Source organism: Aeribacillus sp. FSL k6-2211 (genome assembly GCF_037966125.1).
In the GTDB taxonomy this organism is placed as follows: Bacteria; Bacillota; Bacilli; order Bacillales; family Aeribacillaceae; genus Aeribacillus; species Aeribacillus composti.
Genome location: NZ_CP150190.1, coordinates 100,001 through 116,383, shown reverse-complemented (window position 1 = coordinate 116,383; position 16,383 = coordinate 100,001). Strand labels below are relative to the sequence as shown.

Below are 16,383 nucleotides of genomic sequence, written 5' to 3'. Positions count from 1 at the left end.
ACCGCGCTTCTAAAAGATCCCGAATATTGGCATTGAAATGAAAAGTCAACCTTAGTAATATATATTTATTTGCCGGTTTCAGTCTTCTAAGCTTGATCAGACAAATGATACATAGAAAGGCAGGTTCTTTATGAGCAGGATGAAAAGGTTAATGGCTTTGTTTTTTTCTTTCATAATCGTTATATCAGCTGCGACCATTAGTTTCGGAACTCCCCATATCGCAAACGCTGCCTTTACAATTCCTGATGGTTCTACAGTCGGAGGAATTGATGTCGGTGGAATGACTGTTGATGAAGCTAAAGACATTTTATCAGATAAGATCAATGAGTGGAAAAATCAAAGTGATATGACGATTGAATCACCCACGGAAATATTAACCATTCCATCTGAAGATATTCAGTATGACCTGAATCAAACGATGGATCAATTGCTCGAAAAAACAAAAACACCGTGGTATGCCTTCTTTATTAAAAAAAAATCAGTTGATCTGCCGTTGGTTGTAAAAGTGAATATAACAGATGAAGAACTTTCAGAATGGCCGAACCATATTGATAAAGTCAAAACGATAAACAACGTTGAAACAACGGCCTCTTATTTAGGAGAACATAACATTCAAGCGGTTTTAACAGAAGCAAACGAACAAAATGATGTAATTGCTGAAGCAAGCTGGAATATTCCGAAAGACTATATCTTTTTAGATGAGTTAGTAGAAGAATTAAATGGAAAAAAGATAACACCTGGAAATTCATTTTCGTTTTTGCAGCAAGTGGCAAATGAGGTGAGTTATTTTAGGGAGGATGATGGAAATTTCGTCGTTTCTATGCTGTATTCTTTGCTACTGCAAACAAATGTAGAGATTATTGAGCGCCATTCGCAGCGAGTAATTCCGGCCTATTCATCTGCTCACCTGGACGTATAATGGTGACGAAGCGCAATTTTTAGGTTTAATTGATGATCAAATAATGGAATTGGAGCGGATGATGAATTTTTACCGCTACTCCATTCATAAAGGTCAGAAAGCTGTATCGAAAATTATGCTGTTAGGAGATTTTCCAAACTTAGATTTGATTAGAAAAAAAATAGAAGGTCAATTTCAAATTCCCGTTACGATTTTAGATGCTTACCTTTCTCCTGAAAAAATGGATAAAGTTCCTCGTCATTTTATACCTGCTTTGGGGCTTGCCTTGAAAGGGGGAAGTTAAGTGATCCCTGAAATAAATTTATTGCCGAAATCCGAAAGACAAAGTTCGACGGTTTTGATTATTTTTATCTCTTTTCTTATTGTTTGGCTAATCTGTTTATCGATCGTTATTTATCAATATATTCATACGAAAAATGAGAAAAAACTGGCCGATACGAGAATCGAAAATTTAAAAATGGATAAGGAAATTTTAGAAACTCAAGTAGAAAATCAAAAAAAACAACAATCAGGCAGCTTAGAAGAAGCGGTTGCTAAAGCAGAGGAATTGACCGCACCTACCTCACATTTCATTGAAGAATTGCTGGAATTGCTGCCAAATCATAGCTATTTAAGCCATTATGAATATGAAAATAAACAATTGTCGATCCAAACCCAATTCGAATCATTGGATGTTGCCGCATCTTATGTTGCAAAGCTCGTCTCTTCCCCTCTTTTTACAAATGTAAGGATCAAAGAAATTAAAACCTTCACATTTGAAGAAGCTTCAGATGAACAAGTGGATGAAGAAATGTTCAAGGAGATTCCGAGATATGATGTGAATATTATTCTTGAGACTCATTCTTCGGCGTTAGAGGACGAAAACGGGGGTGAAGAAGATGAGTGATTTCCTCCAAGAAAGGAAAATCTTTTTTTATTGTTTAATCGTTTTACTGTTTTTGCTTATTGGCGTTGTGTATATGTATACGGTAAAGCCTTTGAAAGACGATGTTGCGCTTGCACAGTTAGATGCCAATCAGCTTGAAGTGGAAATGAAGCAATTGGAAGCACAATTGAATAAAAGTAAAACGGATAAGGAAGAAAATACTGCTCAATTAGAGAAAAAAATGCCGTTAAGCCGCAATATGGACCAGCTGCTGCTTGATTTACAGGAAGCGGAATACGTCAGCGGCAGCCAAATCCAGAACATTTCCTTTCAGGATGAGCAAACGCTGTCTGAATCGGAATTATTATCGGAAAACAATAAAACAGATACGAACGATACGAACGAAAATAAGGAGCAAAATGAATCAACCGAAATGGAGTCTACAGCCAATCAATCTGAAAATGAAAATACGGATGCTCCGTCTAATCAAAGCGAAAACCAATCAGCTTCCAACGAAACGACAGAGAAAGAAAAATATAAAAACGTGAAGCTAATAACCTTTAATCTGTCGGTTGTTTCACCAGATTTCAAGCATTTTTTACAATTCCTACAAGAAATAGAAAAATTAGAGCGAATCACCCGAGTGGACGTCCTTTCGTTCACGAAACCGGGGGAAAAGGAGCTTTTAGAGGACGAAACGAATCAAACCATTACGATGGAAATTCAATTAACTACCTTTTATTTTGATTCAGCAGATAAAAATAACTCATCAGAAATAAATAAGAAAACGCAAAATGATAAAAACAGCCCTGAATACTAATGTACGAGGAGTTTGGCAATGGTTTTCGTTTACCTTTTTTTCTTTGTTATCGGAATCATTTTCGGGTCTTTTTTTAATGTTGTCGGTCTTCGCATCCCGAAAAAACGCTCAATCGTTCAGCCGAGGTCGCACTGCCCGCATTGTGGCCATTTCTTATCCTGGTATGAATTAATACCCATCTTTTCATATGTGCTTCAGAAAGGAAAATGCCGCAGCTGCCGTGTACCGATTTCGGCTATTTACCCAGTGATGGAGCTGTTTACAGGTTTACTATTTGTTTTTAGTTTTTACAAAATTGGATTTAGCAAGGAGCTTATAGTAGCACTATCCTTTGTTTCACTCCTGATCATTATTACGGTGAGTGATTTATCTTACAAATTGATTCCGAATCGAATTTTAATCTTTTTCTTCATTCTATTTGTTCTCCTGCGGACCTGGATTCCGCTTCATCCTTGGTATGATTCGATAATTGGAATGACTGTCGGTTTTATCCTTCTTTATATCATTGCCATTGTAAGCAATGGCGGAATGGGAGGCGGAGATATTAAACTATTTGCTGTTTTAGGATATGCTTTAGGTCTTAAAGGAGTTTTATTAGCTTTTTTCCTGTCTACCTTGATTGGGGCATTATTTGGTCTATTTGGCATCATCACGAAACAATTAAGCCGTAAATCGGCGATACCATTCGGACCTTTCATCAGTATTGGAGCCGTGCTTTCATATTTTTATGAAACGGAAATTTTCCATTGGTATATTCAGTTAATCATATAATGGACAAAAGAGAACAGGTCTGACTTTTCTTTTCTTTTGATATGAAGCAAAAGTATTTTTAACAGCTAGCCTAGCGAGCTAAACGGCCTTTTCAAAATCTTTACAATGGTGATAATGCCATCCATAACAACGATAAATGTTAATTAATAGGTTACTCGCTCTCTTTTCTTGTTGAATATATAAACACTCAAAGCTTGCAGAAGGAATATATACGCTAAATATATGGCAATGGAAAATAATATGTTATACCTGTGGTGCTAGATAAAGATCACAGGATATAAAAATAGCCCTTGCATGGAAAATTCCTTTAAAATGAAAGTGCTACCAAACATTTAAAAGGAGAAGTCCCATGCAAGAGCACTTTCATTTTACAACAGACGAAGCGAAAATTCAAAAACAATATGCAGCGATTTTGTTCTTTGTATCTGGACAATTGTCTTTGATTCAGATGTATTTACAACGCCGAAATCACCATTTGTTGAAGCAAGAAGATGAAGTCATCATCGCCGTCCATGTTCTTGGAAAGTTGTTAGGTTTTACATCCGAACGAGCTTGGCACCGATTTGTGATCGGAAACTTATTTTCGAAAGATTTATTTCCTGAACGTTCTCGATATAACCGCCGTTGTCGAAATCTTGGCTTTGCCGTCAAATGGATACGATATCAACTAGCCAAACGTGGGCAACATCACGCTTATGCGGTAGTGGATAGCTTACCTATTGAACTCTGCCACCACGCACGAATGTATCGCGTCAAACGGTTTCAAGGAATCGCAGATATCGGGTATTGTGCATCCAAAAAGATGGCTTACTATGGGTTTAAGCTTCATCTCCAGATCACTGACCAAGCGCTTCCGATGGGATATGTCGTCACCGAAGCATCCTGTCACGACCGGACAGCTGCGGAAACCGTGATGGCCCAACTTCCTCATCCGTATACACTTGGTGACAAAGGATATGTGAGCCAAGACTTGCAAAAGAAGCTGTATGATGAATACAAGATCACTTTTTGGACGCCCGTTCGGAAAAACCAGAAAATCCATCAATCGAAAGCATGGAAACGATGGATGAAACGAAAACGCAAAATCGTCGAAACCGCGTTCTCGGTTTTAGTGGATTCATTTCGGATCACGAAAATTCGCGCCAATTCGATCTCTGGATTTGAAACGGCGCTTGATGCCATTTTGTTGGCCTATTCGCTCGTTGTTCTTGGGCTAGTTGAGCGTTGACGCTCAACTAGCACCATGGGTTATGTTATATCCCTTATCAATTCCTGAAGACGGCAAATGGAAATAAGAAGAAATATCTAAATGATTGAATATAACGTAATCAAAAACAGCAAATTTACGCAGAAATGCAAAAACCGCAATTTTTGCAATCTCCACAACAAAAAGCATGGAAAAAATAAACATATACTTTTTGAATAGAACAGCCAAAAACATAGATCATGTTACATAAAAAATTGCGGTATAGGACTTCGCAATAAGTAATAACAATGCATGATAAAAAATATCATGATGAAATCCATAAAGTATGATAACGATTATGCTAGTCGATAATACAATGATTCCGTTGCAAATAAATACGAACAAATAAGAAGCGTATATTTATGTAAAATCATTTTACGGGTGCTTTTATTTTTTTCAAAAACTCCATCTTTCATGATTGAAGCAGCAGAGCAAAAAATATAATATAGCAAGGCAATGAGGGCAATGATATCGACAGAGAAGCTTTGGAAAATCAATGACTCCGATTCTTCCGATAAAGCATCCTGTACAGACTTCATATTCTCATTGCTAAGTATGAAATATTGCAGTCCGCATCCTATCATGATTGCAGCAAGTATAACATAAATTGGTTTGTGACGAGAAAAATACATTTTTATTTCATTAACCATTTTCATATCCTCTCATATATTTTGCAAAGTTCCTCTGGAAAACAGTCAATGATCATGCGATCGTTTTTTATAGTGAATTGAAATTAATGAATAAAACTAGAGCATTTATTACGATTAAAAACATACACAATAATAGCGCCTTTTTGGAATCGGTGATATTTTTTTTAACAATGATGAATATATATATTACGTTTACAATAATCGTTATGAAAATTTTTGCGTATATATTCGTTGAAATATTGTAAACATACTCTTGATCAGTAGCGTTGCATAAAAAAATTTAATGTTTGTCAAGCTCAATAAAAATTCCAGTTATTTCATGTAACTGAATATTCAGACATACAATCTTTCTAAGCAAGCTTAAAAGGACAATGACGTCTTAATCGGCAGTCCATTTCCACAATTTGGTAATATATTACAGAAACATTGGATCATAAACTAAATCGTCTAGGTGTTCCACCTCCCCTTCTTCAAATTGGTACACGATGGTTTCAAAATCTTTTTCCCAATGGTATTTTTTCCGACCGTTGGACGTTCGAATTGGCTTTTTAAAAAGGGAGCGAACAAAACAGTCAAAACCTTTAAAAAGCAGATTCTGTAAAGTTCGCTTGATCTCTAATAAAGGACCATCGTGATTCACTTTTAATTGGAGCATGGCCTGTAAGCAATAGGTGATTAGGGCGATCCAAATTTGATTGTAAACGGCATTTTGACTTTTTCCATAAAATCTTTTTATCTTAAGGTGCTGTTTCATCCATTTAAAGAAGGTCTCTATCTTCCAGCGATATCGGTATAAATCTGCAATCTCTTCCGCAGAAAGATCAAAGCAATTGGTTATGATGATCACGGGATTCCCTTCGCTGTCGACCGTTTCGATCAATCGGAGAGGATGAGTCATTTTGGTATGATTACGGTCATTTCCTAAAATGACAATCTGATCCCTATAAATCAAACGTTCTGGATTGGGAATCCGTTCCGATAAAACTTCAATCTCTGCGTTCTTTTTAAGCCGGGTAATGAATCGCACCCCTTCTCGGCATAAGCGGTCGAACTGTTTGTAATCGACATACCCTCGATCAAACAAGTAAATCGCATTTGGATCGATTTCAATGAGTTCGTCCATCTGTGTGCGATCGGCATGTTTCGCGGGTAAGATAATCCCTTGATCCGGAACAGTGATATCCTTCGTTACAACAACCTTTAAATGGAGTCGAACACCAGCCTTTGTCTTACGAAAAGTTGCCCATGGATATTGGCTCAAACTCATGCTCATCGTGGTAGAATCAATGACCAGAAGACGACCAATGTTTCGGATGATCGGGGCATTTTTCATTTGCCCTTGGATCTTTAAGACCAGATATTTAAATACTTTTTCAAACAGTTGAGGGGATAATTGGCCTAATTTGCGAGAAAGTTGCGAAGTACTAATTGCATCAAATTCCAGATATGTCTGCAACTCTTCCTTGTCTTTCAAATGTTTGGCCAATTTTGTTAAGCTTTCCAATTCATTTATCTGAGCGATGATACAAAGTTGTAAAAACTTATACGCTGTTAATTTTTTAATGTATTTGTCAACGTCAATCACATTAATTAGTTTTGAAAAAGTTATTGGATCGATCTCTTTAAATAGTTCATTTATTGTGGATTCTGTGGTATTCTTATCCATAATGGTTTCTCCTTATTCTTAGGATTTGGATAGGACTGCCAATCCTAATTATAAGGAGTTTTTTTATATCCAAAAAGATGAAATTTAACATAAAATTGGGCTTGACAAATTAAAATTAACTTAATGCAATGCTACTGACTCTTGATGAATAAAGTTTGTGATAATGATCGTAATGGAAAATGGCAAATATCCAATCATTAAATAAAAAAAGCTTGAAAATATGGATGGATATTTCTGCGGTTTAAATAATAGTATGATAAATCGATAGATAAAAGCTTGAAAGAAAAGAAAAACAATCGAAAAGATCATTATGACAAAATTTAGGAATACAAACATGATTTCTTTCGTTTTAAAAATGTTCATTTCATAGATTACACTGCCTTGATTCATGATCATGTATTGACTGATAAATTGTATGGATAATAAATACCAAAGCGTAAACAGTATTAATAATATTTTTTCATTTGCTTTTAATTTAACCATTTATGTCCCCCCAGAAATTCAAAAGCATAATATTCCACTATGGCTGCAACAAAGTAAACAGCTATCATTGTCAGCAATAACATACAAACAGCCTTTATATTTTCTTTGTTTATTTCTTTTTTTAACACAGTTTTATAAAAATCTTTCATTCTTTTCGAAGCGATGATACATATGATCCATCCTACTATTTCTATCGGCGTATGGAAAATTAAAGTCATGAAAGTTTTATATACGCCAAAGAGCTCTATGCCAAAATATATGTTTAACCCTAAAAAAAAAATGAATTATATAAAATAATCGGATAAGATATGAAACTTGTTAGCAGAACTAACATAATGCCGATTGAGGCGTTATTGAAAAAAATATCAATAAAATTTAGATCGAGAGCTTCCCTTTTTAAATCGACTTCTAATAATGCGCCAAAGAAGAATCCTGCCAATAAAAAACCAAATATAAGCAGAGGAATTTTCATGAACTCTTCCCTTTTTATGACGAACTGACGATTCATTTATACTGCTCCTGTTCTAAACCTAAATACTGAAATATATTTTTTTTATAACTTTGAGTATTTACGTTTGTAATCTGCTTAATCGTTTTGCTATCTTCCATCACAATGCACTGCTTAGTGTACCTTTCGATATCATGAAAATTATGGGTAGTGATGATAATTGTGAAGTTAAACTTATTTTTTCTGAGCAGCTCTTTAAAATTCATTTCAGATTTATAATCTAAACCGTTAAATGGCTCATCAAATATTAAAATATCTGCATTGGACATAAATCCCATTAATATAATCAATTTTTGCTTTTGCCCTAAAGAAAGACCCTTTAACTTGTTCGGTAAAAATTCTTTAATATTCAATACTTCAAATTCGTTTAATAGTTCTTCAAGCTCTTCTTTATTTTTATTATGAATTCGTGAATGTAACTCGAGAAACTCTTGTGCTGTCAATTCATCAAAAACTAAATATTCAATATCCAAGTAAACGATTTTCTTATTACGATTTAAGCTCTTAACAGAAGCATTTTCCGTTTTGATTATATTCGACAATATTTGCACGGTTGTAGTTTTGCCCACGCCATTTGGCCCGACAATGGCTGTCACTTCATTTTCAGGTATTGAAAAAGATATATGATCTAAAATTTTTTTCTCCCCTATGCTATACGTTAAATTTTTAATTTCTAACATTTATTTTTTACCTCACTTATGTAATTCGTCAAAAAAGCTCTTCCTCCAATAATGCGCCAATATTGACACACAAAATAGTATGACGGAAACGAGCAGCAACATCGTTGTAGCTAAGCTGGAGCTCTTTATGCTGCTACTGTTTACAAGAATGCTAATAATGGCACTGGGAACAAACGCTATTAATAATACGTTGGATAAACCTTTTTTTGTGTGTATAAACAAATTAGGCAATTCACTTTTCTTCAATATTTTTCTCGTGATTAAAATGATTAGTTCATCTGCCTTAATGTCTAATATGTATACAAGCATCAGCAGGAAAGCATAAATATATTGCTGATTTAAAATGAGATAACAGAGGTGAAATAGTAAAACGGGCAATAATAAGAAGAAATTATTTAAGTTAATATTCATCATAAACTCAGATTGAATTTTTTTGTCTAAAGACTTTAAATAAAACAAATAATAACCATAAGTTTCCATAGTTAAAAAATCAATAAATTTGATTTTTACAAAAAGAGATGAAATTAAATAGGATATGATTATCAGTGATTCTTCGATATTGCTGATGAAAACAAACAAGCTGGATGTGATCTGTATCAAAGTCAAAAATATGAAGGGTATAAAAAATAGTTTGAAATAATGGATTAATTGTTTTTCCTGGAAAATTCGTGTAGTAGCTTTAATATATCTTAATAAAAAATAGTTAGATATTAACAGAATTAATAGAAAAGCCACCCATAAAAATAATAAAACCTCGATTTTATTGGTTGCACTCGCGAAGCTAAAACCTGCTTTTTGCGATACTTCTTGAATGATTTGATAACTTAACAATATTACAAACATGAGACGAGCCATTTTTAAAATATTTAATATGTATTGAAATTCTGATATTTTAGCAAACAAAGAAAGATAAATGATGATACAGCTTAAAATCAATAAGATCAAAAAAAGTTGTTTATCTAAAAATGCATAATATATAAACTGTATCAGTATCCATGTATAAACGTTTTTAAAATTAGCAGTGATTACATAAAAAATAGACGGTATTAATCCATAAACTTTTTTAAATCCTTTTGGAACTTCAAATCTTAACAAAGTTATAATGATAAATAATTCCATTAAATATTTTGCGATTAAAATTTCCCATTTATAGTCATTTAAAATACGATGAATATGTACATTTTGAGAAGGGTCTAGTAAAAGAATAATCCCTAATAATAAAATATTTGACGCTGCATAAAAGTATATATAATATTTCGCCAGATACTTAAGTTCAGGTAAAATTTTTTCAAATTTTTCATACAAATTGCTTTGATATGCTCTTAAAGCATTGATTGCAATAAGAAAAAAAATTCTTACATATGACATAGTCTGCACCTCATCAATAAAACCATAAAACGAAATTTAGAAACAATGTTCATTACGCGATGTTTATCTATTTTCTTAAATTTTTCCTAAAAAATAATGAAGCTGCTGAGCCATTGTATAGCTGAACTCATATTTAAACTCTCACTTTCTCTTCATCTGATCAATTAAATAATATTACCAAATATACCATTAATCAACCATATTTAGCGATTTATTAGAAATTCTCCCATTTTTTATGTTTCGATCGATATCGATAGTTTTGTTTGCCCCCATCGCTATACACTTTTCGGATCATACTAACGGCTTCAAAGCACTATGTTAAGCAACACAAAAAAATGTGCTCCTTATGCTCCCTTCGGTCCGCTACCGCACATTTTAATTGACAACCGCCATGCGTCACCTTCTTCCCTCTAGTGACCCGCCGAGCAATAAAAAAAGATACGAAAATCATCTCCCGTATCTTCTGTATCTCTAATTTTCTACACCCTATTAATCTCTCTTTATCACATAATTTTTTAAACCGATATGCCACTTGCCAATCACATCAAAAGCACCGTTTGCTACTTCGTCATTTTCGGAGATATAGACTAAATCTCCATCTTCTGCATCTCCCAAATTCAATTCCTTGTGGATCTGTTTCAGCAAACCACCATAACCGATTAATCGCTTATATGCCAAGGCGTTGTCTAACACCAAAACGGTTTCCACATTTTCATCCGTGACCTTATTCCCTTTAATGACATCCGTATCTTTGACTGGATACTTAGAAACTTCCAAAATAGCATTTTGTTCTCTGATAGCTTTTTTAAAATCTTTCTCGTATTCTTCTAAGTCTTTTTTATATCTTTTCCAAACCACCTCAAGCATCAAACAAACAGCAATGAAAGCAGCTAAAATAATCGTCGCTGTAGCAAAGGAAGTATGCTCTCTAATGTTGTACATTATCAATCCAAAAAACCACACGTTATAAAAAGTAAAACGTTTTTTCCTATCTTTAATTCAAACCCTTCTTAATTTTCGACTAATTCTAATTAAATCATATCCAAAGTATTCCAAAAAGACTTATATTTGTTTATAGTAGTAGTATATGGGCCCATATAATTCCAGGAAAGGATGTTTTTTGATTGAAAAAGAGTGTGAAAGTAAAGGAGATAATGCTATGATTGTGAAAAAGAAGAGATTTGGTTTTTTAGTGAAGATTATATTGGTTGCCCCACCTCTGTTAGGATCAACAAGTTTTTTGGGATTTAATAAATCAAGTAATGTTGCTCATGCAGCAGAAAAGAGAGTTGTAGTAGGGTCTTATACTTTATCCAAAGCTCAATAAAGAGTTGGCTAATAATATGAAAGCAATAAAAGGTAATAGTAATCTAAAAATTGTTATTTTAGCTATTGCTACTAAATGGGGTGGAGTTGCTGGATGGGCTTCTTGCATTAGCAACACAACTGAGTTCTAATTCTCTTTCACTAGCATTGCAGTAATTAAATCTGATGATTCAAAATACTAAGAATGTTCAATTTTTTATTGATTTCGAAACAAAAAAATCCTTTACAATGGAAGTACAGGTGGTTCCTGTCCAAATCCAACCGTAAAGGATAAGAGTTATGGACAAGAATACACTAATTTCATCATTTGGTAAATGGGTTTCACCCATAAATATTCAAAAACTTAGCGAACAAGTCAAAGAATTGAAACAGGACTATTACACAAAAAAGCTGACAACAGAAGCCTATATTAAACTTTTATTGGTAGCCCAGCTGCTCGAATTTAAGAGCTTAGAGGAAATGAGTGATGCACTTGTAGACGAAGATCTTCAAAAAGCACTCGGATTTGAATCGATAAGTGCCTCTCAGCTATCCCGAAAAAACAATCAGATCCACCCACTAATTCTTGCAAATTTGTTCTTGGATCTTGTTTGGAAAATTCAACGGTACCATTATAAAAACGGAAAGAATATGCCACTGAAAATCATTGATTCAAGTACACTCCCGTTGAATTTGACCCATTATAAATGGGCAAAATTCCGGAAAACAAAAGCTGGTGTAAAGCTACACTTACGGCTCGTTTTCATGGATAAAGACACCGTCTATCCTGAAAAAGCAGTGATTACGACAGCAAAAGAACATGACCGAAATCAACTCGAAGTCCTAGTGGATGATCAAGAAGCCATGTATGTGTTTGACCGCGGTTATGTGGACTATGAACGTTTTGATCGGATGACAGATGATGGCTATTTCTTCGTTTCAAGACTGAAGAAAAACGCAGTCATTCGTGAAGTCTATACATTTTCACTTCCTGATGATTGTCACGTTCTATCCGATAAAATGGTCTACATTGGTACCACACAAAATCGTACTGAAAATGTCTTTCGTCTACTAGAAGTTATGGACACAAAAGGGAACTTACTTCGTTTCATCACCAACCGATTTGATTTAAAACCAGAAGAGATAAGTGATATTTACCGATCTCGCTGGGCTATTGAACTCTTTTTCAAATGGCTCAAGCAACACGTAGAAATTAAGCACTTTTATGGAATGAGTGAAACAGCTATTCAAAATCAAATTTTCTTAGCCCTGATCACGTATTGCTTACATGTTCTCATTCAATTGGAGATGAAAAGTAAGAAATCCCTACTTCGAATTACTCGTTGGTTAAAGAGAGCTCTGTGGAAACCAGCTTATGTTTGGTTGCGAAAATTTGATGGGCGAGCCAGTCCATAATCTCCCTTTTGTCGTTGTCGCTCTGGTTTAACTGTATATATTTACCAAATGGGCAGTGCCACCTTTCTTTAGGTTTTGTCTTTTTGGCACAAATTCACAAAAATTAATTAACAGAAAATTCTAACTATATTTATGCAATGCTAATGATTCTCTTTATAAAAAAGAAGTTATAAATGCTGCAAAAAAAGGAAAGAGATTAAAAATAACAATAACTGATTATAAAAATTACCATACATCCTATTCAGTACAAATATAATACACGATTGTAAAATAATTTAAAATGGGGCGAGATTATGAATAAAAACTCACTGATAGCATTTTTAAAAAGTTATATTAGCCTCGCGGCTATAATGTTATTGATTTATTTAATCTTAGGTCCATCTGAAAATGTATCTTTGATTTTTGTTATGGCATTAGGGCTACCAATAACGGCAATAATGGTCTTCACAGGATGGGACAAAAAGTTAAAAAAACATCTACCTTAGTAAGAAAAGCAGGCTCTAGGCCTGCTTTTCTTACTTGTGCGCCCGGCATGGGTGTAATCTATAGGGTGAAAGTCCCGAGCTGCGAAGGCAGAAGTAGCAGTTAGCTTAACGCAAGGGTGTCCGTGGTGACGCGGAATCTGAAGGAAGCGAGCGGCAAACTTTGGGTCTCTCGGAACACGAACTTCATATGAGGCTAGGTATCACTGGGTGAGTTTGCAAGACAAAACAAAGCCCTTTCTGCCGAAGGTGATACAGAGTAAATGAAGCAGATGGATGGAAGGAAAGATTACACTCTTACCCGGGGAGGTCTGGCTGGCACGCCAAGTAACCTTGGTAACCTATCTAGTGATAGATAGCTGAACAGTCAGAAGTCAGCAGAGGTCATAGTATTAGTTGGTCTAGAACAACTAAGAAGGACCGAACAATTAAGAGAGAATAGCCCTTGGCATTCAGTGAGTCATGATGAACACAGAAAACGTAGTACCTCACTTGAGGGAGGAAGCGGTGAATCCCGTGGGAGATCTCTTGGAGGGTGGAGTGACCACTGGCATAAAGAGAACAGCTATTCACGGAAGTTATAAAGACTTGCGTCAATTATCTTAATTGAACCGCCGTATACGGAACCGTACGTACGGTGGTGTGAGAGGACGGGAGTTAATCGCTCCCTCCTACTCGATGATTATGTAATTCTTTATGCCAGGATGCCAATAAGCCATAACCTCAAATGCAGCGTTTGCCACCTCATCATTTTCTTCCTCAATCTTAACCAGATCGCTGTCCTCTGCATCACCGAGATTCATTTCCTTATGTATCTCCTTCAAAATGCCACCATATCCGATTAGTCGCCGAGCCGACAGCGCGTCGTCCAGATAGTAGACCGTATCCAAATTGTCTTCAGTCACCTTGTTGCCGCGGACAAGATCTGTATCCTTCACAGGGTACTTTGAAATTTCCAAAACAGCTTTTTGCTCCTCTATAGCCTCTCGCACTTCACTCTCGATCTGTTCAGCATCAATCTTGGTTTTCCCTTTGCCCCGCTGTATATGTACAATCGGCGTGTAATCAAGTTTCATTGCCTTTTTCCAAAGGCTTGTCCAATCTTTTTGACTAATATATAACTTGCCTGTGAAATAACTTTTCTTTACTGGTAATAACACATGAAAATGTGGATGATATGTATGTTCTTCATGATTTTTCGTGATTTCTAAAGCTCGAAAATACCCAAGGACGGCTGCATCAAATCGCTTGTACTTCGTCAAACGATTAAACCCCTTCATCATATCGGAAATCGTTTGGCGAAGCTCTCCTCCCTCGACATTCCGAACTGTCAGTGTGAGAAATAACCAAGCACAATGATATCGCCGATTGGCTTCCTCAACAATCAATTTATTGTGATATGCAATTTTTAACGACCTGCGCCAGGCATGTCCATTTTTCATGGGCAATAAAAAAACCTTAGGAATCTCCCTAAGGTTCAGTGGATTATTGGAATTGGTTGTATAAATAAATATTTGGATGGAGCCTAGCGGGATCGAACCGCTGACCTCCTGCGTGCAAAGCAGGCGCTCTCCCAGCTGAGCTAAGGCCCCTTTAAATTCCCTGGTCGGGAAGACAGGATTCGAACCTGCGACCCCATGGTCCCAAACCATGTGCTCTACCAAGCTGAGCTACTTCCCGATATGGCGCGCCCGAGAGGAGTCGAACCCCTAACCTTTTGATCCGTAGTCAAACGCTCTATCCAATTGAGCTACGGGCGCCAATATGGTGCCGAGGACCGGACTTGAACCGGTACGGTAGTCACCTACCGCAGGATTTTAAGTCCTGTGCGTCTGCCAATTCCGCCACCCCGGCAGAGAAAAGCGGAAGACGGGATTCGAACCCGCGACCCCCACCTTGGCAAGGTGGTGTTCTACCACTGAACTACTTCCGCATATGATGCGGGTGGAGGGACTTGAACCCCCACGCCATAAAGGCGCTAGATCCTGATTCTAGTGCGTCTGCCAATTCCGCCACACCCGCGTCAAAATGGTGAGCCATGGAGGATTCGAACCTCCGACCCTCTGATTAAAAGTCAGATGCTCTACCGACTGAGCTAATGGCTCATAAAAAATTTTTTTCTTCTAATCCATTTTTCATTTGTCAGATGTCCCTTCCTCTGCCAGTCTTTTCGAGGATGTTGGATGCGTCGGGACAACTCGTCGCTTATTCGATGAAGCCTTGCTCGTTGCTCTACCGACTGAGCTAATGGCTCATAAAAAATTTTTTTCTTCTAATCCATTTTTCATTTGTCAGATGTCCCTTCCTCTGCCAGTCTTTTCGAGGATGCTGGATGCGTCGGGACAACTCGTCGCCTATTCGATGAAGCCTTGCTCGTTGCTCTACCGACTGAGCTAATGGCTCATAAAAAATTTTTTTCTTCTAATCCATTTTTCATTTGTCAGATGTCCCTTCCTCTGCCAGTCTTTTCGAGGATGTTGGATGCGTCGGGACAACTCGCCGCTTATTCGACGAGGCTTTGCTCGTTGCACTACCTGCTGAGCAATGGCTCATAATCAAAAATATTTTTCAGCCGTCTCTTCTGTCTTAACTATTTGGAAGACGATCAATGACATCAGGGCAAAACAACCTGCCACAAATTTGATGAAGCATTGCTTGTCTGACAACTGATTGAAAGACATACTCATAATAACAACTAAAATGATGCCGGCGAGAGGAATCGAACCCCCAACCTACTGATTACAAGTCAGTTGCTCTGCCAATTGAGCTACACCGGCATAATAACAACTTCAATACTCAGTTTTTGCCTTTGCTTAAATTGTTATTCCAATGAAAATAAGCTTGCTTAAGAAGAATCTCAATGTAGTACGCTGAAGTATAATCAAAGAAGACAGAACATGCTCTCCAATTGATCTTCACGAGCATGCAAGATGGTGGAGGATGACGGGATCGAACCGCCGACCCCTTGCTTGTAAGGCAAGTGCTCTCCCAGCTGAGCTAATCCTCCTAAAAACAATTAAATAAAGGCAGCCTGGCAGCGTCCTACTCTCACAAGGGACAAACCCTCACTACCATCGGCGCTGAAGAGCTTAACTTCCGTGTTCGGGATGGGAACGGGTGTGACCTCTTCGCCATTGCCACCAAGCAGCCTTTTCTGTTTTCCTTCCTGTTGTCAAATGACATCGGAATGTCATTCTTTCAAAA

The 16,383-nt window shown here is 36.5% G+C and carries 15 protein-coding genes, 9 tRNA genes, 1 rRNA gene and 1 pseudogene; 8 read left to right on the top strand and 18 right to left on the bottom strand.

Annotated features, from left to right (window positions below; genetic code table 11):
- The first annotated feature begins 151 nt into the window (after positions 1–151).
- The 6 genes from NSU19_RS00605 to NSU19_RS00580 all read left to right on the top strand — a co-directional run bounded on the left by NSU19_RS00605 (position 152) and on the right by NSU19_RS00580 (position 4,603).
- Positions 152–919 (top strand): hypothetical protein, encoded by a 768-nt coding sequence (locus tag NSU19_RS00605; protein WP_339198267.1) that lies wholly within the window; start codon positions 152–154, stop codon positions 917–919.
- Positions 920–962: 43 nt separating this feature from the next.
- Positions 963–1,202, top strand: coding sequence for a hypothetical protein (locus NSU19_RS00600; protein ID WP_339198264.1), 240 nt, complete (start codon positions 963–965; stop codon positions 1,200–1,202).
- Entirely contained in the window at positions 1,203–1,805 is a 603-nt protein-coding gene (locus NSU19_RS00595) for a PilN domain-containing protein (protein WP_339198261.1), read from the top strand.
- A complete protein-coding gene (locus NSU19_RS00590; protein ID WP_339198258.1) occupies positions 1,798–2,604 on the top strand; it encodes a hypothetical protein in 807 nt (268 codons plus the stop codon). The genes NSU19_RS00595 and NSU19_RS00590 overlap by 8 nt, the downstream gene beginning before the upstream one ends.
- A gap of 18 nt (positions 2,605–2,622) precedes the next feature.
- Entirely contained in the window at positions 2,623–3,375 is a 753-nt protein-coding gene (locus NSU19_RS00585; RefSeq protein ID WP_339198255.1) for a prepilin peptidase, read from the top strand.
- Positions 3,376–3,724: 349 nt separating this feature from the next.
- On the top strand, positions 3,725–4,603 hold the full coding sequence (locus NSU19_RS00580; protein WP_339196453.1) for an IS982 family transposase: 879 nt from the start codon (positions 3,725–3,727) through the stop codon (positions 4,601–4,603).
- Positions 4,604–4,917: 314 nt separating this feature from the next.
- Here the strand turns inward: NSU19_RS00580 and NSU19_RS00575 are convergent, their stop codons facing one another.
- The 7 genes and pseudogenes from NSU19_RS00575 to NSU19_RS00545 form a co-directional block, all read right to left on the bottom strand.
- Positions 4,918–5,271 carry a hypothetical protein gene (locus tag NSU19_RS00575; protein WP_339198252.1) on the bottom strand — a complete coding sequence of 118 codons (354 nt, stop codon included), beginning with the start codon at positions 5,269–5,271 and terminating at the stop codon, positions 4,918–4,920.
- Between the two features lie 415 nt (positions 5,272–5,686).
- Positions 5,687–6,937 (bottom strand): IS4 family transposase, encoded by a 1,251-nt coding sequence (locus NSU19_RS00570; protein WP_339197272.1) that lies wholly within the window; start codon positions 6,935–6,937, stop codon positions 5,687–5,689.
- A gap of 120 nt (positions 6,938–7,057) precedes the next feature.
- The gene (locus NSU19_RS00565; protein ID WP_339198250.1) at positions 7,058–7,420 is read right to left on the bottom strand and encodes a hypothetical protein; all 363 of its coding nucleotides are present in this window, start codon (positions 7,418–7,420) and stop codon (positions 7,058–7,060) included.
- 268 nt (positions 7,421–7,688) lie between these two features.
- Positions 7,689–7,928 carry a hypothetical protein gene (locus NSU19_RS00560; protein ID WP_339198247.1) on the bottom strand — a complete coding sequence of 80 codons (240 nt, stop codon included), beginning with the start codon at positions 7,926–7,928 and terminating at the stop codon, positions 7,689–7,691.
- Positions 7,925–8,608 (bottom strand): ABC transporter ATP-binding protein, encoded by a 684-nt coding sequence (locus NSU19_RS00555; protein WP_339198244.1) that lies wholly within the window; start codon positions 8,606–8,608, stop codon positions 7,925–7,927. Before NSU19_RS00555 ends, NSU19_RS00560 begins: the two co-directional genes overlap by 4 nt.
- Positions 8,609–8,620: 12 nt before the next feature.
- Entirely contained in the window at positions 8,621–9,976 is a 1,356-nt protein-coding gene (locus NSU19_RS00550; protein WP_339198242.1) for a hypothetical protein, read from the bottom strand.
- Between the two features lie 489 nt (positions 9,977–10,465).
- A pseudogene (locus NSU19_RS00545) lies at positions 10,466–10,813 on the bottom strand (protein rep); the annotation flags it as partial.
- 283 nt (positions 10,814–11,096) lie between these two features.
- On the opposite strand from NSU19_RS00545, the gene NSU19_RS00540 reads away from it, so the two are divergent.
- Both NSU19_RS00540 and NSU19_RS00535 read left to right on the top strand, forming a co-directional pair.
- Positions 11,097–11,303, top strand: coding sequence for a hypothetical protein (locus tag NSU19_RS00540; RefSeq protein WP_339198239.1), 207 nt, complete (start codon positions 11,097–11,099; stop codon positions 11,301–11,303).
- A gap of 278 nt (positions 11,304–11,581) precedes the next feature.
- The gene (locus tag NSU19_RS00535) at positions 11,582–12,697 is read left to right on the top strand and encodes an IS4 family transposase (RefSeq protein ID WP_003352762.1); all 1,116 of its coding nucleotides are present in this window, start codon (positions 11,582–11,584) and stop codon (positions 12,695–12,697) included.
- A gap of 1,153 nt (positions 12,698–13,850) precedes the next feature.
- On the opposite strand, the gene NSU19_RS00530 is transcribed toward NSU19_RS00535, so the two are convergent.
- The 11 genes from NSU19_RS00530 to rrf form a co-directional block, all read right to left on the bottom strand.
- On the bottom strand, positions 13,851–14,621 hold the full coding sequence (locus NSU19_RS00530; protein WP_339198237.1) for a protein rep: 771 nt from the start codon (positions 14,619–14,621) through the stop codon (positions 13,851–13,853).
- Between the two features lie 77 nt (positions 14,622–14,698).
- Positions 14,699–14,771, bottom strand: a tRNA-Ala gene (locus NSU19_RS00525).
- Between the two features lie 11 nt (positions 14,772–14,782).
- Positions 14,783–14,859 (bottom strand) — tRNA-Pro (locus NSU19_RS00520).
- A 3-nt stretch (positions 14,860–14,862) separates the two neighbouring features.
- Positions 14,863–14,939, bottom strand: a tRNA-Arg gene (locus tag NSU19_RS00515).
- Positions 14,940–14,944: 5 nt separating this feature from the next.
- A tRNA-Leu gene (locus NSU19_RS00510) sits at positions 14,945–15,033 on the bottom strand.
- 7 nt (positions 15,034–15,040) lie between these two features.
- Positions 15,041–15,112 (bottom strand) — tRNA-Gly (locus tag NSU19_RS00505).
- A gap of 6 nt (positions 15,113–15,118) precedes the next feature.
- Positions 15,119–15,201, bottom strand: a tRNA-Leu gene (locus tag NSU19_RS00500).
- A gap of 7 nt (positions 15,202–15,208) precedes the next feature.
- Positions 15,209–15,284, bottom strand: a tRNA-Lys gene (locus NSU19_RS00495).
- A gap of 599 nt (positions 15,285–15,883) precedes the next feature.
- A tRNA-Thr gene (locus tag NSU19_RS00490) sits at positions 15,884–15,956 on the bottom strand.
- Positions 15,957–16,110: 154 nt separating this feature from the next.
- A tRNA-Val gene (locus NSU19_RS00485) sits at positions 16,111–16,186 on the bottom strand.
- A 22-nt stretch (positions 16,187–16,208) separates the two neighbouring features.
- Positions 16,209–16,324 (bottom strand): 5S ribosomal RNA (rrf, locus tag NSU19_RS00480).
- Between the last annotated feature and the right edge of the window lie 59 nt (positions 16,325–16,383).